We start from the raw sequence: 19,548 nt of genomic DNA on the forward strand, positions 1-19,548 counted from the left end.
TCAATCGAAAAATCACATTTAGAAATAAAAACTGCGCCCACACCGACGCAGTTTTTTGTCACATTTGCTGAATGTAATAAGAAGACTTTTAGCTTGATTTGGATAATAGATGCCCCATGCGGCTGGCTTTGGTATCCAAATAGTAAGCATTTTTGGGATTACGCCCGACAATCAGTGGAACACGTTCGATGATATTAATACCCGCACCTATCATGATTTCAACTTTTTTGGGGTTGTTGGTAAGAAGGCGAACTGCATTAATATTCAATAACTTATACATGTCTGAGCACAGGGTGAAATCTCTTTCATCGGCAGCAAAACCTAATTGATGGTTGGCCTCAACAGTATCAATACCTTGATCCTGTAAAGCGTAGGCCCGAATTTTATTCAGTAAGCCAATATTGCGTCCTTCCTGGCGGTGATAAAGTAAAACACCGCGGCCTTCCTGGCTAATTTGTGCAAGCGCGGCTTCTAATTGAAAACCACAATCACATCTTAGACTGAATAAAGCATCACCAGTGAGGCATTCTGAGTGGATCCGCGATAATACCGGTTCATCGCCAGAAATATCGCCGAAAACAAGGGCGACGTGATCGTGGCCTGTTTTGGTTTCTTCAAACCCAATCATTAAAAACTCGCCCCACGGGGTAGGTAATTTTGCTTCAGCTACTCGTTTTAGCTGCATTTTTGTATTCATATGATGATTTAACTCGTTATAAATATTACGATACTTAAAATAATACCGGTTGAGAAATCAGCTAAAACTACGCAAAAAATTTTTTCTGATTACAACGCATGCACGCTGATGCATTGTAACAGAAATTATTAATATGCATGAATTTAAAGCGCCTGGTTCTTTAATGATGAGCCGATTAGCATGCTAAACTATAGGCAGATTTTTGCAGATGAATTTATCCCAAAAGAGGGAATTCCACGTTTGTTGCAATAAATTGTTTCCTTTACGTAGACGTGTGTCGATGAGAAATGCTAATTTAACACGCCACTATGTCTGTTATTTGGCATAACCAATCAGCAACAATAGATAACAGGAAGAAATGTGAAATATTTTCTGATCTTATTACTGGCTCTGGTTGTTTTTGTTATCTCAGTAACACTGGGAGCAAATAATAATCAGATAGTGACATTTAATTATTTGATTGCGAAAGGCGATTACTCTGTATCCACATTACTGGCTGCATTGTTTGCTGTTGGTTTTATCCTCGGTTGGGGAATTTGTGGAGTTTTTTACTTACGCGCCCGTATTTCTTTACGACATGCGAAACGTAAAATCAAGCGACTGGAAACTCAAGTAGGGCAGTCACCTGAATCATCCACAAAAGTCGTATCTACCGTAGCATTAAACAAGGAATAATTCTCCATGTTAGAGCTGTTGTTTCTGTTGCTTCCCATTGCTGCCGCTTATGGCTGGTATATGGGGCGCAGAAGTGCTCAACAAGATAAACAACAATCGGCAAATCGCCTTTCACGTGAATATGTTGATGGTGTCAACTTTTTGCTCTCCAATCAGCAAGATAAGGCAGTAGATTTATTTCTTGATATGCTGAAAGAGGATAGTTCTGCATTTGAAGCCCACCTAACACTAGGAAATCTCTTCCGTTCCCGTGGTGAAGTTGAAAAAGCTATCCGTATTCACCAGTCTTTGATGGAAAGTGCTTCCCTGACATTTGAACAGCGTTTGCTTGCGATCCAGCAGCTTGGGCAAGATTATATGGCTGCGGGGGTCTATGATCGCGCTGAGAATATGTTCGTCCAGCTTGTTGACGAAACTGACTTCCGTGAAAATGCCTTCAACGCCTTGCTAACCCTTTATCAGTCAATCAGTGATTGGAATAAAGCCATTGATATTGCTGAAAAACTCGTGAAATTGGGCAAGCACCATTTTCGGGAAGAGATCGCCCATTTCTACTGTGAGTTGGCGCTGCAATGTATGGGCAGTGACGATTTTAGTGATGCGATCGGTTATTTGAATAAGGCATCCCAGGCAAACAAAAACTGTGCCCGTACTTCTATTATGTTTGGCCGTATTTATATGGCTCAAGGGGAATATCTTAAAGCCACCAATGCGCTGAAACGTATTCTCGATCAGGATAAACAACTGGTCAGCGAATCTTTGCCAATGTTGCAAGAATGTTACCAATATCTATCCCAGCCGGATGAATGGCAATCATTTGTACAGTGCTGTGTAGAAGAAAAGTGTGGTGCGATTGCTGAGCTTCATATGGCCGATATCCTTGAAAAGAGAGAAGGACGTGATGTCGCCCAAAATTTCATTAACCGTCAACTGGAACGCCATCCAACCATGAGGCTGTTTTATCGCCTGATGGATTACCATCTGGCGGAAGCAGAAGAAGGGCGGGCTAAAGAAAGCCTGATCCTTTTACGTAATATGGTTGGTGAGCAAATCCGCACAAAACCTGATTATCGATGTCATAAATGTGGCTTCACTTCCCGCGCGTTATATTGGCATTGTCCATCCTGTCGTTCCTGGGACGCGATTAAACCGATCCGAGGATTAGATGGTCAGTGACACTGTCACCATTAAGTTGCTATTTATTAGCGACTAAAGTTTATAATTGATTCAAATTAATAGATAAATCAAAGGGCCTAAAAATGACCTCCCGCACAGTTCACACTCTAGCTAAGCAGATCGACTCGCCTGTTATTGTTGCATTGGATTATGACAGCCAGGATGCAGCGTTGGCATTTGTCGACAAGATTGATCCCCAATCCTGTCGCCTGAAAGTGGGTAAGGAGATGTTTACACTGTATGGTCCGCAATTTGTTCAGGTACTGCATCAGCGTGGTTTTGAAGTATTTTTGGATCTTAAATTTCATGATATTCCCAATACAACGGCAAAGGCTGTCGCTGCTGCGGCTGAACTGGGCGTGTGGATGGTTAACGTGCATGCAAGTGGTGGCGCGAGAATGATGACAGCGGCTAAAGAAGCATTATTGCCTTACGGCAAGGACGCGCCTTTGTTGATTGCAGTGACCGTGCTGACCAGTATGGAACAGTCTGATCTATTGGAAACAGGCATTGATGTGACACCAGCGCAGCATGCTGAGCGCTTGGCGTTATTGGCAAACCAGTGTGGTTTAAACGGTGTTGTCTGTTCAGCCCATGAAGCACAACAATTGAAAACAGCATGCGGGCAAGCGTTCCAGCTTGTTACCCCAGGCATTCGTCCTGAAGGTACAGCAGCGGGAGATCAGCGCCGGATCATGACACCTCCCCAAGCGGTTCAGGCAGGGGTGGATTATATGGTGATTGGGCGTCCAATTACCCGCGCAGATAATCCGGCACTGGCGCTACAGCAGATTAACCACGCTATCGGAGTCATTCATGGATAATAATTCTCGATTGGTCTACTCGACAGAGGGTGGCCGTCTCCAGGAGGAAAAGGTAGCGCCTTCTCGTCCGAAAGGTGATGGTGTCGTGCGTATCCAACGCCAGACCAGTGGCCGAAAAGGGAAAGGTGTTTGTGTGATCACAGGCATTGATGCTGACGACCAAACTCTGGCTAAGTTGGCCGCCGAACTAAAGAAAAAATGTGGCTGTGGGGGTTCTGTCAAAGAGGGTGAAATTGAAATTCAGGGCGATAAGCGTGATTTGCTGAAACAATTATTGGAAGCAAAAGGCATGAAGGTAAAACTGGCTGGAGGCTAAGCCCGAATTGTCATAACAAGCGATGCCGTTTATTTGCTGCATCGCTTGTGAGTGAATTTAACCCACTGCACTGGTTTACTTCTGGTTTATTTCATTTCCCCCGTTTTGGGTTACGATACGTGCCGCCGCTGCCAATACGTCAGGACGGGCACTGGCTTCTTTGTTATCTGGCTGAGTAAAATAGGTAACCAAAACCAGCGGTGCACGTTTGGGTATTGGCCAAATGACGGCGATATCATTTGTTGTACCATAATCGCAGCGACCTGTTTTATCTCCTACCACCCAGTCTTGGGGGACGCCTGCACTGATACTGGCACTGCCAGTCGTATTGCCTTTTATCCACTTAGCCAATTGTTCACGTTGTGCCGTAGCCAAGGCATCGCCCAGCACTAAATCATATAAACTTTCCGCCATGGCTTGCGGTGTGGATGTGTCACGCTCATCACCCGGAATTGCGGTATTTAATTCGGGTTCATAGCGATCGAGGCGAAAAGAATTGTCACCGAGAGTACGGGCAAAGAGTGTCACTTCATTTGGACCATTGAGTTGGTTAAGAAGCAAATTCATGGCCGTATTATCGCTATATTGCAGTGTTGCTGCGCTCAGTTCTCCTAATGTCATCCCCTCTTTGAGATGTTTTTCCGTTATTGGACTATATTCGACAAGATCTGATTGTTGGTAGTGAACTCGTTGGTTCAATAAATGGGCATTTGTTTCACTTTTTTTCAGGATGGCCGATACCGCCATTAACTTGCTGGTGCTGCATAGCGGAAAACGCTCGTTTGCACGGTAAGACAGGGTGGAATGATCGGATGTGTCTATCAAGACCACACCGAGTCGGCCATTGGCATTTTTCTCCAATATGGCAAGTTGGTGGATGATATCGTCGGTCTTAAGGGGAGAGCTTGAAGATGATATTTGATTTTTATGAACAGTCGCACTGGCTGGAAAGGCAAATGATACATTAAATAAAAAAGCAAGGGCAGCTATAGAACAGCCCCGATTCAATGAAGAAAATAGCATGTGGGGGAGCCTTAGGATTTATCGAGAAATAAATCATGTCTACTATTGAATAGATAATCTTATTGTTTCTACAAACAAACTGCCGCCATAAATGGCGGCAGAGATATTTTATTGAAATTCCCGGTAAGATTAGCTTATACAGGACGCGCTATAATATTACGGGTTTCCATTCTGACCTCTTCAATGTGAACATTGATAATGTCATTCAGACGGTGAACAGCTTCGCCCTTAACCAACACGGAACCTGTTTCCTGGCTGCATTGAAGTTCATCGCGCACGGCATGCAAAAATGGTCCAGGAATGAATGCGACAGCACCGTTATCTACCAGCCGAACTCTTAAGCCACCGCGGGTGATATCAATAATTTCTGCCGGAAATGTTTTATCTGTGCCAGCATGCGGTTGTAAGAAACGGGCATAGAGCCAGTCACCCACATCACGCTCTGCCATGCGGTTAGCCCGACGACGCTCTGCCAATTGCAGGCAAAGCTCTTCGGTTGGTTTTTCTGCCGCAACTTGCTGGATAACGGCTTTCAGCAAACGATGGTTGATAATATCGCCGTATTTACGGATAGGCGATGTCCAGGTAGCGTAAGCGTCAAATCCTAAACCAAAGTGTGGGCCGGGTTCTGTTTTGATTTCAGCAAAAGTCTGGAAACGACGGATGCGGCTATCCAGGAATTGAGTCGGTTGTTCATCCAATTCACGGCGTAATTTACAGAACCCTTCCAGTTCCAGTAACGCCTCAGCATTCGCTTCGATGCCATGCTCTTTGAGAACTTCAACAACTTGTTCAATCTGGGTAGGTTCAAAGCCAGTATGGACGTTATAAATCCCAAAACCTAACTTATCACGCAGAATTTTAGCTGCACATAAGTTTGCTGCGATCATGGCTTCTTCAACAATACGGTTGGCTGTGCGACGTTGTTCAATAACGATATCAACAACATTGCCATTTTCATCAAGGATAAATCGATAATCAGGACGTTCCTTGAAAACCAAGGCGTTTTGCAGGCGCCAGTGATTACGGCGTTCACACATCTCTTTTAGAAGTGTGATTTGGGTAGTTACGGCGTCTGATTCTGGTTTCCAACCCTCCTGGCCTTCTAACCAGTCAGAGACTTCGTCATAAACCAGCTTACATTTGGACTCAACCCAGGCAGAGAAGAATTGGATATCATCACCAAATTGACCATTCTCAAGGATAGAAACCTGACAAACCAGGGCAGGGCGACGCATATTAGGTCGCAGGGAGCATAGGTCATCAGATAGCTCACGGGGGAGCATTGGAATATTGAAACCAGGCAGGTAATTGGTGAAACTGCGTTGGTAGGCAATTTTATCCAATTCACTACCTGCCTTGATGTAAGCCGTAGGATCTGCAATGGCAATAGAAAGTTTCAGGCTGCCATCATCACTTTTGATAATGTGCAGGGCATCATCCATATCTTCGGTTGTTGCACTGTCAATGGTGACAAAATCAAGGGCGGTCAGATCGATGCGTTCGACAGCACTATCATCGAGCTGACAGTCTGCCATTACCGGAGCTTCGCGCTCCAATGCGTGGCGAGTCAATGTTACCCACCACGGTGCGTAGTGATCATCACCTTGCGTAATATAACCCGTGATTTCAGCGTGAAAACCGCGATCGCCTTTTAGGGGATGTCGGCGCATTTCAGCGACAGCCCAATCGCCATGTTCAAACGTATGGTCAACCTGGTTCGTTGGGCGGCAAGGGATAGTGTCTTTCAGTAATGGATGGTCAGGAATAATCCATAGTCGGTTGTCGTTTTCTTTCTTCTGGACTCGGCCTACAAAACGGGTTAAGAAGGGTTCAACCAAAGATTCAGGTTCAGCAATTTCTTTTTCTTTATCTGTGTGGATAGCAGCGGTAATTCGGTCACCGTGCATGACTTTTTTCATGTGGGGAGGTGGAATGAAATAACTTTTTTGGCCATCGACTTCTAAAAATCCAAAGCCTTTCTCAGTTCCTTTGACTAAACCTTCTACGCGCAGAGTCTGAGAGTGAAGTTGCTGTTTTAGCTGCGCAAGCAGCGGATTATTTTGAAACATAATATCTGGGGAATATAGAGTTATTATCGGTAATTTTGGACAACAGTTTTACGCGAATCGGGAGTGTGGGGCAAGTAACATCTTATCAAAACAGGAAAAACTGTGGTGTGAGACCAAAAATCACCCATTTTTCCGAAGCGGAGAATGTTTATTGTTACTCATCTGCCAAGTGGCAGGGCAACACAGGCACATAAAGGCTATTTAGTTACAACATACTTATTGACTTTCCACAAACACCCATGCAAATCCCAACCTAAACAATACAAAAGCCATCCAGGTAATATAGATGAAATCCCCCGCCACAAGTAGCGGGGGATTTGACTTTAATAGATTCAAAAAGAGGGGAAATCAAGTATGGCTTGTTCAGTCTGTCTTCTATTTAATTGCTATAAAAAAACAGACTCACAGGCATTAGGAGAGAAAATTATCAGTGATTTTATTATTCTGTTTTATCCGTATATTCACAAAGATCCTCAATAATGCAGGAGCCACAGCGTGGCTTACGGGCAATACAAGTGTAGCGGCCATGTAAAATCAGCCAATGGTGGCAATCCACCTTGAATTCGGCTGGCACAACCTTCAATAATTTTTTCTCAACTTCATCAACATTTTTCCCTGGTGCAAATTGAGTCCGATTACTAACGCGAAAAATATGCGTATCAACCGCAATGGTCGGCCAGCCAAAGGCAGTATTTAAAACAACATTAGCTGTTTTTCGACCGACACCTGGCAGTGCTTCCAGTGCTGCGCGATCTTCCGGTACTTTACCTTGGTGATTTTCCAGCAATATCCGGCAGGTTTTGATCACATTTTCGGCCTTGGTGTTATATAGCCCAATGGTTTTTATATACGCTTTTAAACCATCAACCCCCAAATCAAGGATCGCCTGCGGAGTATTGGCTACGGGGTAGAGTTTTGCCGTTGCCTTATTCACGCTGACATCCGTAGCTTGCGCAGAGAGTAATACAGAAATGAGCAATTCAAATGGAGAGTTGAACACCAGCTCAGTCGTTGGGTGTGGGTTGTTATCCCGTAAGCGGGTGAGGATCTCAATCCGTTTTTGTTGATTCATATCTGTTGCACCCTTAGCTTCTTGCAATATGGCTTCCACAGCCTTTTTCTACGTTATACAGGCGTTCTTTATTTTCTGTTCGATTTTTGATGCGTTCATCGATGATATATTTTCCAGCCAGCATCAAACCTAACCCAATAAAAGCACCGGGTGGTAGGATAGCAAGCAGGAAAGGGGAATCCATATGGACTATTTCAATACGCAGTGACTTAGCCCAACTACCCAGCAATAAATCCGCACCATCAAAAAGGGTTCCATTTCCCAAAATTTCTCGTATGGAACCCAAAACAAACAAGGCGAAAGTCGCTCCCAACCCCATGGAAAGGCCATCGATCATCGAATGGTAGATGGAATTCTTTGACGCGTAGGCTTCAGCGCGACCAATCACGATACAGTTAGTCACAATTAAGGGGATGAAGATCCCCAATGACTCATAAAGCCCGAAAGCAAAGGCATTGATTAACATCTGGACGGTACTGACAACAGAGGCAATTATCATCACATAAATGGGAATACGAATTTCATGGGGCACCCAACGACGTAAGGCCGATACTGCAATATTGGTACTGATCAAAACCAGTGTTGTCGCCAACCCTAATCCCAGGGCATTGGTCGCTGTGGAGGAAACGGCCAATAAAGGACAAAGCCCTAAAAGTTGTACCAATGCAGAGTTGTTTTTCCATAGCCCCTGAATAAAGAGGTTCTTCGTTTCATTCATGATTATTTCTCTCCACAAGTTGGTAAAGAAGAAAGTTGTGCCGGCACGGTTTCCAGATAAAGTGCTGTCCGTTTAACGGAATTGACGACAGCACGTGGCGTAATGGTTGCGCCGGTAAATTGATCAAACTCGCCCCCGTCTTTTTTGACGGCCCAATTATGATCACTCTTTGACATGACTGTCTTGCCTGAGAAAGCATAGATCCAATCGGAAATCCGGGTATCAATTTTGTCCCCTAAACCGGGTGTCTCATGGTGTTCAGTGACACGCACACCGAGCACACGGCCAGAAAAATCCGCGCCAACCAGCAATTGAATTGCGCCTGAATAACCATCAGGGGCTGTGCTTTCTAACGCCGCGGCAACCGGAGTCCCTTTTTTACGGGCGAGGTAAAGACGGTGAGGTTGTTCATTACCCAATGCACTATCTGTCACCAGGTAGCATTCATTTTGCATATCATTGTCATATAAAGCAGGTGGCACAACTTGATCCAGTAATACTTTATGCTGCAAAGCGGCCTGTTCAGCAATTCTGTCCTTTGTTAATGAATAAACAATGGCGGTTAACCCAGTCGTAAATGCTGCGAAGATAGCGAGGGTAATACCGTGACGACGCATAGTTTCTAACATAGCAACTCTCTTCCTATTTATGGCCGTAAGCACGAGGCTGGCTGTAATGGTCTATCAGTGGGACACAAATGTTTGCCAGTAATACCGCAAATGCAACAGCGTCAGGATAACCACCATAAACACGAATGACCCAGATAAGGCCACCAATAATAGCGCCATAAATCAGGCGACCTTTTGGCGTTGTTGATGCGCTAACCGGATCCGTCGCAATAAAAAATGCACCTAACATGGTTGCACCGGAAAAGAGTTGCAATAAAGGGGGGGAATAGCGAGTAGGTTCAAGGAGCCAACTCATCAATGCACAAATACCCAGCGACAAAATGAATGCCGTTGGGATTTGCCAGTGAATGATTTTTCGGTTAAGCATAATCAAGCCACCAACCAAATAAGCAACGTTGACCCATTGCCAGCCAATCCCCGCTAAAACCCCTTGTAATATAGGTTGTTGTAATACTTCATCAATATTGTGAGTCAGCCTGCCAGTTTTAAAGCTGTCTAACGGTGTAGCCTGGCTCAATCCATCAATGCCTTGTTTTAGTTGTAGCAACGTAGAACCATCAGGCGTATGTCCTGTGAAAATGACCGTCAGGCTATCCCATGGTGTTAAAGTGAATGCCTGTAAAGATTCTGGCGGCATCCAACTGGTCATTTGGATAGGGAATGAGATCAGCAGGACAACATAGCCAACCATGGCTGGATTAAATGGATTTTGCCCAAGCCCACCATACAAGTGTTTAGCAATGATAATGGCAAAAAATGTGCCGAGCACGATTAGCCACCATGGTGCCAATGGTGGCAAGCTAATACCTAAAAGCAATCCTGTGACTAAAGCTGAATTGTCTTTGAGATAGGGAAGTATGAGTTGTTTTTTCAACGCAACGGCAGCGGATTCGGCTAGCAATGCGGTCATGATAGCTAACAATATTTGGAATAATGTTCCGTAGCCGAAGAAGTAAGTTTGTACAGCAATACCGGGTATCGCAGCTAAAACCACCCAAAACATGATCTGGCTGGTGCTTTTTTGATTGTGTGTAAAAGGCGAACTTGCGACTTTTAGTGGGTTGTTGTCAGTTTTTACTGGCCTGAATTTCATCGATAAATTTCACTATTCTGTTGTAATTTTTTGTTCTTCTTGAGATTGAGCCGCTTTTTTGGCTTTGGCACGGGCGATGGCCGCAGCGACAGCGGCTTTGCGCGGATCCGTCTCTTCCGGTTTTTCAGCGACAACCTGTGGTGGCGCTGGTTCAGGCTGGCTTTGCGCTGCTTTTTTGGCTTTGGCACGGGCGATGGCCGCAGCGACAGCGGCTTTGCGCGGATCCGTCTCTTCCGGTTTTTCAGCGACAACCTGTGGTGGCGCTGGTTCAGGCTGGCTTTGCGCTGCTTTTTTGGCTTTGGCACGGGCGATGGCCGCAGCGACAGCGGCTTTGCGCGGATCCGTCTCTTCCGGTTTTTCAGCGACAACCTGTGGTGGCGCTGGTTCAGGCTGGCTTTGCGCTGCTTTTTTGGCTTTGGCACGGACGATGGCCGCGGCGACAGCGGCTTTGCGCGGATCAGTCTCTTCCGGTTTTTCAGCGGCAACCTGTGGTGGCGCTGGTTCAGGCTGGCTTTGCGCTGCTTTTTTGGCTTTGGCACGGGCGATGGCCGCAGCGACAGCGGCTTTGCGCGGATCAGTCTCTTCCGGTTTTTCAGCGACAACCTGTGGTGGCGCTGGTTCAGGCTGGCTTTGCGCTGTTTTTTTGGCTTTGGCCCTAGCTATCGCCGCGGCGAGGGCGGCTTTGCGTGGATCATCACTACCTTGAACCGATGTTGATGTCTCTATATCTGGATTTGGGGTAACGGGTTTTTCTGCCTGACGAGCACGCAGTTGCTCTTTTCTGGCCTTACGCGCTGCAGTTGCTGCTGCATTGTCAGGTAATTGCCCTGCTTGCACGACGATAGACTCACCAGTATTGCCCTGTTTTTCCTTCACCCGGGCGAGGGCGGCCTGTACTGCGCTGATATCGCTGTTATTTATTTGAACGGCTGCCTTCTTATGGCGATCTTCCCGTGCTAATTTTTCCCGTTCCATACGTGCTTGTTTGGCTTCAAAACGTATTTTGGCTTCGGCAGAGCGATAGGCTTCTGCTTCTATAGCCCGTATTTCTGCTTTTTCCTGTCGATAATATTGCACCAGAGGAATATTACTTGGGCATACATAAGCACAGGCACCACATTCAATACAGTCGAATAGATGGTGATTTTTGGCTTTTTCATGTTCTTGCCCACGACTGAACCAATACAGTTGTTGGGGCAACAGCCCAGCCGGACATGCATTAACACATAAGCCACAGCGGATACACGCATCCTCAATGACCTTGGGTTCCATCTCTTGTATTGAAGGTGCAAGAATACAGTTACTGATTTTGACGATGGGAACATGCAAGTCGGGCAACGTGAATCCCATTAACGGCCCACCCATAATGACCATTTGTTCTGATCCTGGGTTAAATCCAGCCTGTTGTAGCAGGAATTGAACGGGGGTACCGAGACGAGTCCAGAAATTACCCGGGGAAGTGACACATTCCCCGGTAAGGGTGACGACACGTTCGATTAATGGCTCCCCATCAATAATGGCCCGTTTTATTGCCACTACTGTACCTACGTTTTGCATAAGGACGCCGATGTCAGAAGAACGGCCACCAGAAGGAACTTCCTTGCCGGTCAGGATCTTGGTCAGTTGTTTAGCGCCACCTGAAGGGTATTTTGTTGGAATGACTCGCACGATGATGGATTTGTCACCATTGAGCACCGTATGCAGGGCACTAATTGCCGCAGGCTTGTTATCTTCAATTCCGATCAATACTTGCTTTGGATTGAGCAGATGCATCAAAATACGGATGCCCGCGATAACCTCTTCTGCATGTTCCTGCATTAAACGGTCATCGGCGGTGATATAGGGCTCACATTCAGCCGCATTGATGATCAAGGTCTTGAGATTGTGTCGTCCCCCCTTAAGTTTTGTTTCAGTAGGGAAACCTGCGCCACCTAAGCCGGCAATACCGGCTTGATGAATGCGTTTTAATATTTCATTGGCATCCAGTGTAGTGTAATCAGCGACGTGGTTGCGTTCTCCCCATTGGTCTTTACCATCAGGACGCAACCGGACACACAATTCTTTCAGTCCGGAAGGGTGTGCCGTCACGCAAGGCTCAATGGCGATGATTGTTCCTGATGTAGAAGCATGAATCGGTACTGTTCTGCCCATCCCAAACGTTAACGTTTGGCCTTTCAGTACCTTATCACCCACCTTGACCAATAGTTCGCCTTCTGGCCCCAAATGTTGTTGTAGAGGAATAATTAATTCATCCGGCAATGGGGCATGACGTAACGGGGTGCAGCTAGATTGCAGTTTCATTTCTGGTGGATGGATACCACCCTCAAAATCCCAGATTTTATTTTTGTTAAGCAAGTTGAATAGATTAAACATGGGCTTTAACCTCAACAGGCTTAGCAGGAGAGTACAAAGTAGGTTCTGGTGTGACGGGAATGTTTTTTACTGGAATGGTGTTTAAATCCCATTTCCAATTTGAAGTCGTAGTCGCAACAGGGATCATCGTAATACAATCTGTCGGGCAGGGCGCGACACAAAGGTCACAACCGGTGCAAAGATCTTCAACCACGGTATGCATGGCACGGTTTGCGCCAATAATGGCATCGACAGGACAAGCCTGAATGCATTTGGTGCAGCCTATGCAATTTTCTTCATCAATAAAAGCCACTTTTCTGGCTGGATTTTGAATACTCTCGTCGCCATCCAACGGTTGCGGATCAACACCCAGCAGCTCAGAAATTTTGAGCATAACTTGCTCCCCACCAGGGGAGCATTTATTGATCATTTCGCCATTGTTGGCGACGGCTTCGGCATAGGGGCGGCAACCCGGATAGCCACATTGTCCGCATTGGCTCTGGGGTAATAAATTATCGATATTTTCAACAATCGGATCTTCTTCTACTTTAAAACGGCGCGCCGCAAAACCGAGGATTAAGCCAAAGGCTAATCCAAGCATGCTTAACACACCGATCGCAATCCACAATGACATCATCAGAATTTCACCAATCCACTAAATCCCATAAAGGCGAGGGACATTAACCCAGCCGTAATAAGCCCTATTGATGAACCACGAAAAGGGGCTGGAACATTGGCAACGGCCAGGCGTTCTCGAATGGCGGCAAACAGCACCATGACAAGAGAAAAACCGGCCGCAGCGCTGAAACCATATACCGCAGATTGTAAAAAGCCGTGGGATTGATTGACATTGAGTAAAGCGACACCAAGTACAGCGCAGTTCGTGGTGATCAGTGGCAAGAAAATACCTAACAAGCGATAAAGCGTCGGGCTGGTCTTGCGGACGGCCAGTTCAGTAAACTGAACGACGGCAGCAATGACGAGAATAAAGCTCAGGGTTCGCAAATAAGCCAAATCAAGTGGGACAAGAATAAACGTGTTGACCAGCCACGAACAGATAGAGGCCAGGGTGAGAACAAAAGTTGTTGCCAATCCCATGCCGATGGCGGTTTCGAGTTTTTTTGATACTCCCATAAACGGGCATAGGCCCAGGAATTTTACTAAAACAAAGTTATTGACCAAAACTGTGCCAATAAATAACAAAAGGTATTCAGTCATTGCTATACCTGAAAATAAGATATTGGAAAATGGAATACTGCTACATAGTTTGAATAGAAATTCCCCCACTTGAGCGTGGGGAAGTGGGGCAATGATAGCAATCAATGGTGGGGTATGTTATCGATCTTGTGTGAAAGTCATTTTCACCCGATGGGAGCGTTTAATATAAGGAACGAAAACTGCGGCAGCCAGTAATGGCCATAATAGGGAGCGTATTGCCATTTCGTCAGAGACGGGAGAAAAGGCGAAGGTCTTTATTGCGATTAGAACACAAACCATCAGCCAAATAATAAAAATGCGCGGGAATCGTTTTGAACGAATAAAAAGCAATTTCAAAACCCATACAGTAAAACACCACATTATTACCGTGGTTAATACTGAGGTGTACCACAACATAGTAAAACTCCCACCGATTTGATGAATGGTTTCGTTTTTATGGATAAACGTCATCATATATAACAGTAGCATCAGACTGGTCGCGATTAATGTCATGATCAAATATGCGGCAGGCGCTAATAACCAGCCGTTAATACGATGATAATCATTAGATTGATACATAAGAAGTTTCCACTCCACCATGAGTATTTTGATACTAGAACAATCATTATAGGAAAAAGAGAGTAACACTGAAATCAGGATTATTTGCTAACGTGTGATAGGTGGTGATACTTTCTGATGCCTTATTACCTGTTTATTACGATCATTTTTTAGAGGCAAGTTATGAGTGATTTTTTAAAAGTGGGTTTAGTGGGCTATGGCTATGCAAGTAAAACATTCCATGCGCCATTGATTGCCGGGACACCTAATATTGAATTGGTTGCCATTTCCAGCAGTGATAGCGATAAAGTTAAAAAAGACTGGCCAGCCATATCCGTTGTTTCTTCGCCTGATGTACTCTTTAACGATCCCAATATTGACCTTATTGTGATCCCCACACCCAATGATACTCACTATCCATTAGCACAAAAGGCGCTGGCTGCGGGTAAACATGTTGTCGTTGATAAGCCTTTCACTATTACTGTCGAGCAGGCTCACTCACTGAAAGAACAGGCAGAAGAAGCGAATTTATTGCTGTCGGTATTCCATAATCGTCGTTGGGATTCTGGCTTTTTGACGGTGAAGTCAATGATTAAAGAAAATAAGTTGGGAGCATTGAAATATTATGAATCCCATTTTGATCGTTATCGTCCTGCCGTTCGCCAGCGTTGGCGCGAAGCTGCTGGAGCAGGGAGTGGCATTTGGTATGATTTAGCCCCGCATTTGCTGGATCAGGCCGTCCAACTCTTTGGCAAACCACAAGCCATCACAACAGATTTAGGCATGATACGCCCGAATGCAGAAACCGCGGATTATTTTCATGCCCAACTCACCTATCCTGATTTGAAAGTTGTATTACATGCAACCATGCTTGCAGCAGCAGAATCACCTATTTATACATTGCATGGTATGGCCGGGAGTTATACCAAATATGGTCTGGACCCTCAGGAAGAGCGACTGAAAGCAGGGAAGAGGCCACCACGGGCAGACTGGGGATATGATGCGCGGGATGGATATGTGACGTTGTCACAAGAAGATAATCTGGTGACAAACGTTATTCCAACTGTGCCAGGTAATTATGGTGCTTATTATGCCGCTATTCGTGATGCGATTTTATTTGGAAAACCTAATCCAGTGACTGCCAGTGAAGCTATTTTGATTATGAAACTGATTGAGGCAGGCGAAAAATCGGCAAAAGAACAACGCACGATCTTAATTGACTGATCAAGCGTATTTAGGCAAGGGGAGCTATATTGATGAACGTGTTGCAAAAATTGCGGGTTGATCCTTTTTTAGTCACGTTGATTACAGTTGTCATCATTGCATCGTTTTTTCCCTGTGAGGGTGAAGCTAAAAAGTGGTTTCAGTACCTAACAACGGCTGCTATTGCGTTGTTGTTTTTTATGCACGGAGCAAAGTTATCCCGTAATGCCATCTTGGCAGGGATAGGGCATTGGCGATTGCATTTGGTGATTTTCACTAGCACCTTTATTTTGTTTCCCCTATTAGGTATGGGATTAAGTTTCATCGTGCCAGAGTGGATGTCACCCACGGTTTACATGGGTTTTCTTTATCTTTGTGCATTACCGGCTACGGTACAATCGGCTATCGCTTTTACTTCCGTTGCCGGGGGAAATGTTGCGGCGGCGATATGCAGTGCTTCCGCTTCCAGTCTATTAGGGGTATTCCTGTCCCCATTGTTGGTTGGTTTTTTGATCCAAACCCAAGAGGGCGGCGCCCATACTGATATGTGGAAAGCGATAAAAGATATTATCTTACAGTTGATGGTGCCTTTTATTGCCGGACACTTATCGCGTCCCCTGATTGCCAATTGGGTGGAAAAACATAAGAAATTGGTCAACATGACAGATCGTTCTTCTATTCTGCTGGTGGTTTATGTGGCATTTAGTGAGGCGGTGGTGGAAGGTATCTGGCATAAAATCGATGCTTATTCACTGCTTATGATTGGGATCATCTGCTGTGTTTTATTGGCGGCTGTATTAACAATTAATGTCTATAGCTCACGTTGGCTGGGTTTTGGTAAAGATGATGAAATCACTATTGTGTTTTGTGGTTCAAAGAAGAGCCTGGCTAATGGTGTACCCATGGCGAATGTATTGTTTCCTGCGCCAATGGTAGGGGTGATGTTGTTACCCTTGATGATTTTCCACCAGATCCAACTGATGGTTTGCGCTGTACTTGCTCAGCGTTATGCGCAACGCCTAAGAACAAAATAGGCACATAAAAGGCAGAGTCCTTTTCTGCCTTGAAAGACTTTATTTTTTGAATAAATAATTTTCTAGCGGCTGGCGACCTTGTCTTTCAGTGCCTGTTTTTCCGCTTCGTTGAGAAATGCCGTTGTCAATCCATTCATCTGTGCCTGCCGGATCAGTGATGGGGAGAGTCCCGCGGCTGGCGCAGCAACGTTATATTCATGGCGAATTTCAATGCCTTCTACTGCCGGATCATCTGTATTGATTGATGCCAAAATACCGTGCTCAAGAAATTGTTTCAGCGGGTGAGCTTGCAAGGAACTGACTGTGCTGGTTTGCAGGTTTGATGTCAGGCAAGATTCAATACCGATGCGGTGTTCGGCTAAATAATCCATCAGGGCTGGATCGGTGATTGCTTTGACGCCGTGCCCAATACGTGTTGCGCCCAGTTCACGAATAGCGTGCCAGATGCTTTCCGCCCCTGCGGCTTCGCCTGCATGTACGCTAATATTCCATCCCGCATCACGCGCCTGGTGAAAATGTTGTTCAAAGAGATGGCCTGGGAACCCAAGTTCATCACCTGCCAGATCTAATGCAGTAATATGTTGTTTATGGGCGAGAAGCCCGGTGAGTTCTTCGGTGCAAGCCTTTTCGCCAAAGGTTCTACTCAGGATACCGATTAGACGGATCTGAATATCATGCTGTTGACTTGCTGAATGAATACCATCAATGATTGCTTCTACAACACCTTCAACGGGAAGCTGGTGTTTCATGGCCATGTAATAAGGGGAGAAACGCAGTTCAGCGTAATCAAGTCCCGCATTGACTACATCTTCAACGTTTTCAATAGCGACCCTGCGGCAGGCTTCTAAATCGGCAAGTACAGTAACACCCCAGTCCAACTTCTGGAGGAAACTGACAAGGTTAGGTTCATTTTCGATGATTTGGACATGGGGACGTAGTGCTTCCAGCTCATAGGCTGGGAGTGGGATATTATGTTGACGAGCAAGATCCAAAATGGTTTCAGGACGGATATTACCGTCAAGGTGGCGGTGTAGATCGGTCAGTGGAAGCTGTATGTCAATCATTTTCTTATCCTTCTTATCAAATCTTATATATGCAAAAAAGCCAGCCAACATGTTGACTGGCAAGAAAAAAAGTGAAAGCACTTATCGATATCTTAAATCTTAGCGATGCTTTAGCTGAGTAGGTCTTAACCTAAAAAAGCATGTACTTTCTTGTGGGAGAACCCGAAATTCGGGTTCTGGTTGTTATAATGGCGGTTGGCTAACTTCACTTATTCAGTGACAGGGGGTTTAACCTCATCATGCTGATTTTGTTCACCATTTGCATCTGCATCATCATAGGTTCCGGCAAAACCATTATCAAGCAGGAATTGATGTAAGTTGGATTCTTTGTTGTTTAATTTGACCTTATCATTGGCATAGTCAAAGTTAAGGCCAATGATGCCGTTGTTATCAGTCAGGACTTTATATTTAATCCCTTGTTGCGTCATCAGCTGAACTTGTTGTGTTGCTTTCGCTTCTTCGGCTGCTTTATCCTTACCACCATCTAACATCGCTGACTGGGCAATAGATTCTATCAACATGGCCTTAGGCACGTTAACGTGCAAGGACAGATCTTTAACCAGAGTACGGATCATCTCTTCTGGCTTCATGAATTGCAATGTACTTTTATCTTCAGGAATATTTTGCAAGGAGAGTTTGAAATCTACTGAACTCTCACCTTTGCTGTTTTTCCAACTCAAAGGAGAAATGCTGAATTGTGGATTGTTATTCAGCAGAAGATGTAAGTTACTGAGGATCGCCAAGGAAACTATGTCATAAGATGCTTCATCTGTCGTCAAGGCTGCTTCTGTCGCCTCATTGTAAGCCTGAACAAATTCACGTACAGACTGGCCATCCAGTTTTTCCATGCCCAGGGCGAGTTTACCGGAACCGAACTCTAGATCCTTGATCTTTAAACCATCAATACTATAAGTGATTTTGATGTTCAGATTGTCTTTATCTTCTCCCAAATTGGAGGTCACTTTTACCCCTTTAAGGGAGAGATCAGGCTCATTAGGAATTCCATTCATGCTGAATTCGCCAATACTGTAGCTGTGATCTCCGGTATAGAGATCGAACTTACCTTTTTCACTGTTTCCTTGAAAATCGATGCCTTTAAATGAGATTGTCTCTTTTTTAGCAGGATCACTGAAAGACAGTTCATCACTTTTGACCGTGAATGAAAATTCACTTAAATCACGATTAACATCGGCACTGATTTTTGCTCCTGAGAATGACAGAACCCGTTGTTCACCATTTTCTTTGGTTTCCGTATGATTAACAGGGATCAGGTTAATGTTGGCGGATAGCGCGCGACTATAGCTGACCTTGGCATCTAAGCTCAGTAATGATTTTTCATTTGTGATATTAAATAGCTCTTTCAATGCATCATTTTTTTCAAGTTCTGCATGGATAGAACCCATTTGAGGTATCAGGTTGAATGTCTTTAGGTTAGCAATCGGGAAAGGCCCATGATCGATCGTCGATTTGAAAACGATTTCTTCATTTGGCGGAATGTCGGCATTTTTTACACCTTTTTTGATGGTTAAGATCAAACGGACATCAGAGCTAAAAATACCGCGTTTGAAGTCTTTTGCTTGCCATGCTATGCCACTTTCAGGAAAAGATTTTTCCAGTTCAGTGTTTGCCTTTTCTATGAAGCTATCCAGGCGATCTTCAAGTTTCTTACCTGTATACCATGATGCTCCTGTCCATACCGCACCCAGAGCAACAACAACGCTTACTGCAACTAACGATTTTTTCATGTGGAGATCCCATCCTTTTAACCCATACACATGGGTGTATTATGCACTTTGTATTTATGTCAAAAATGGTTGTTAAGTGTATAGTCTAGCTAAAATATTT

General features: G+C 44.9%; 19 protein-coding genes. 6 read left to right on the top strand and 13 right to left on the bottom strand.

All coding sequences use genetic code 11. The annotated features are described in order from the left end of the window. Positions 1-88 precede the first annotated feature (88 nt). A complete protein-coding gene (ribA, locus tag Xkoz_RS05360; protein WP_099141192.1) occupies positions 89-697 on the bottom strand; it encodes a GTP cyclohydrolase II in 609 nt (202 codons plus the stop codon). A gap of 360 nt (positions 698-1,057) precedes the next feature. Between ribA and Xkoz_RS05365 the strand changes: the two genes are divergently transcribed. The 4 genes from Xkoz_RS05365 to yciH all read left to right on the top strand — a co-directional run bounded on the left by Xkoz_RS05365 (position 1,058) and on the right by yciH (position 3,688). After that, the gene (locus tag Xkoz_RS05365; protein ID WP_099141193.1) at positions 1,058-1,372 is read left to right on the top strand and encodes a LapA family protein; all 315 of its coding nucleotides are present in this window, start codon (positions 1,058-1,060) and stop codon (positions 1,370-1,372) included. 6 nt (positions 1,373-1,378) lie between these two features. Continuing rightward, entirely contained in the window at positions 1,379-2,548 is a 1,170-nt protein-coding gene (gene lapB / locus Xkoz_RS05370; protein ID WP_099141194.1) for a lipopolysaccharide assembly protein LapB, read from the top strand. An 83-nt stretch (positions 2,549-2,631) separates the two neighbouring features. Further along, on the top strand, positions 2,632-3,372 hold the full coding sequence (pyrF, locus tag Xkoz_RS05375; protein WP_099141195.1) for an orotidine-5'-phosphate decarboxylase: 741 nt from the start codon (positions 2,632-2,634) through the stop codon (positions 3,370-3,372). Then, the gene (gene yciH / locus Xkoz_RS05380; protein WP_099141196.1) at positions 3,365-3,688 is read left to right on the top strand and encodes a stress response translation initiation inhibitor YciH; all 324 of its coding nucleotides are present in this window, start codon (positions 3,365-3,367) and stop codon (positions 3,686-3,688) included. Before pyrF ends, yciH begins: the two co-directional genes overlap by 8 nt. Positions 3,689-3,763: 75 nt before the next feature. On the opposite strand, the gene bla is transcribed toward yciH, so the two are convergent. The 10 genes from bla to Xkoz_RS05430 all read right to left on the bottom strand — a co-directional run bounded on the left by bla (position 3,764) and on the right by Xkoz_RS05430 (position 14,423). Next, on the bottom strand, positions 3,764-4,711 hold the full coding sequence (gene bla, locus Xkoz_RS05385; protein ID WP_099141197.1) for a class A beta-lactamase: 948 nt from the start codon (positions 4,709-4,711) through the stop codon (positions 3,764-3,766). A gap of 134 nt (positions 4,712-4,845) precedes the next feature. Next, entirely contained in the window at positions 4,846-6,783 is a 1,938-nt protein-coding gene (locus tag Xkoz_RS05390) for an exoribonuclease II (RefSeq protein ID WP_099141198.1), read from the bottom strand. Positions 6,784-7,222: 439 nt separating this feature from the next. Continuing rightward, positions 7,223-7,855, bottom strand: a complete 633-nt coding sequence (gene nth / locus Xkoz_RS05395; RefSeq protein ID WP_099141268.1) for an endonuclease III — start codon at positions 7,853-7,855, stop codon at positions 7,223-7,225. A gap of 13 nt (positions 7,856-7,868) precedes the next feature. Further along, entirely contained in the window at positions 7,869-8,573 is a 705-nt protein-coding gene (locus Xkoz_RS05400; protein ID WP_099141199.1) for an electron transport complex subunit E, read from the bottom strand. 2 nt (positions 8,574-8,575) lie between these two features. Next, positions 8,576-9,202: an electron transport complex subunit RsxG gene (gene rsxG, locus Xkoz_RS05405; protein ID WP_099141200.1), complete on the bottom strand. Its 627-nt coding sequence runs from the start codon at positions 9,200-9,202 to the stop codon at positions 8,576-8,578. Positions 9,203-9,215: 13 nt separating this feature from the next. Continuing rightward, positions 9,216-10,295: an electron transport complex subunit RsxD gene (gene rsxD / locus Xkoz_RS05410; protein ID WP_099141201.1), complete on the bottom strand. Its 1,080-nt coding sequence runs from the start codon at positions 10,293-10,295 to the stop codon at positions 9,216-9,218. Between the two features lie 12 nt (positions 10,296-10,307). Beyond that, positions 10,308-12,668, bottom strand: coding sequence for an electron transport complex subunit RsxC (gene rsxC / locus Xkoz_RS05415; protein WP_099141202.1), 2,361 nt, complete (start codon positions 12,666-12,668; stop codon positions 10,308-10,310). Continuing rightward, entirely contained in the window at positions 12,661-13,284 is a 624-nt protein-coding gene (gene rsxB / locus Xkoz_RS05420) for an electron transport complex subunit RsxB (RefSeq protein WP_099141203.1), read from the bottom strand. Before rsxB ends, rsxC begins: the two co-directional genes overlap by 8 nt. Beyond that, positions 13,284-13,865, bottom strand: coding sequence for an electron transport complex subunit RsxA (gene rsxA / locus Xkoz_RS05425; protein ID WP_099141204.1), 582 nt, complete (start codon positions 13,863-13,865; stop codon positions 13,284-13,286). Before rsxA ends, rsxB begins: the two co-directional genes overlap by 1 nt. Before the next feature lie 117 nt (positions 13,866-13,982). Beyond that, entirely contained in the window at positions 13,983-14,423 is a 441-nt protein-coding gene (locus tag Xkoz_RS05430; RefSeq protein ID WP_099141205.1) for a DUF2569 domain-containing protein, read from the bottom strand. Between the two features lie 162 nt (positions 14,424-14,585). Here Xkoz_RS05430 and Xkoz_RS05435 point away from each other — a divergent pair, with 162 nt between their 5' ends. Together Xkoz_RS05435 and Xkoz_RS05440 are read left to right on the top strand one after the other, a co-directional pair. After that, positions 14,586-15,626 carry an oxidoreductase gene (locus Xkoz_RS05435; protein ID WP_099141206.1) on the top strand — a complete coding sequence of 347 codons (1,041 nt, stop codon included), beginning with the start codon at positions 14,586-14,588 and terminating at the stop codon, positions 15,624-15,626. A gap of 32 nt (positions 15,627-15,658) precedes the next feature. Continuing rightward, the gene (locus Xkoz_RS05440; protein WP_099141207.1) at positions 15,659-16,639 is read left to right on the top strand and encodes a bile acid:sodium symporter family protein; all 981 of its coding nucleotides are present in this window, start codon (positions 15,659-15,661) and stop codon (positions 16,637-16,639) included. Positions 16,640-16,701: 62 nt separating this feature from the next. On the opposite strand, the gene add is transcribed toward Xkoz_RS05440, so the two are convergent. Both add and Xkoz_RS05450 read right to left on the bottom strand, forming a co-directional pair. Further along, entirely contained in the window at positions 16,702-17,703 is a 1,002-nt protein-coding gene (gene add, locus Xkoz_RS05445; RefSeq protein WP_099141208.1) for an adenosine deaminase, read from the bottom strand. A 209-nt stretch (positions 17,704-17,912) separates the two neighbouring features. Further along, positions 17,913-19,448, bottom strand: coding sequence for a YdgA family protein (locus tag Xkoz_RS05450; protein ID WP_099141209.1), 1,536 nt, complete (start codon positions 19,446-19,448; stop codon positions 17,913-17,915). Between the last annotated feature and the right edge of the window lie 100 nt (positions 19,449-19,548).

The sequence above is a fragment of the Xenorhabdus kozodoii genome, from assembly GCF_002632875.1.
Classification (GTDB): Bacteria; Pseudomonadota; Gammaproteobacteria; order Enterobacterales; family Enterobacteriaceae; genus Xenorhabdus; species Xenorhabdus kozodoii.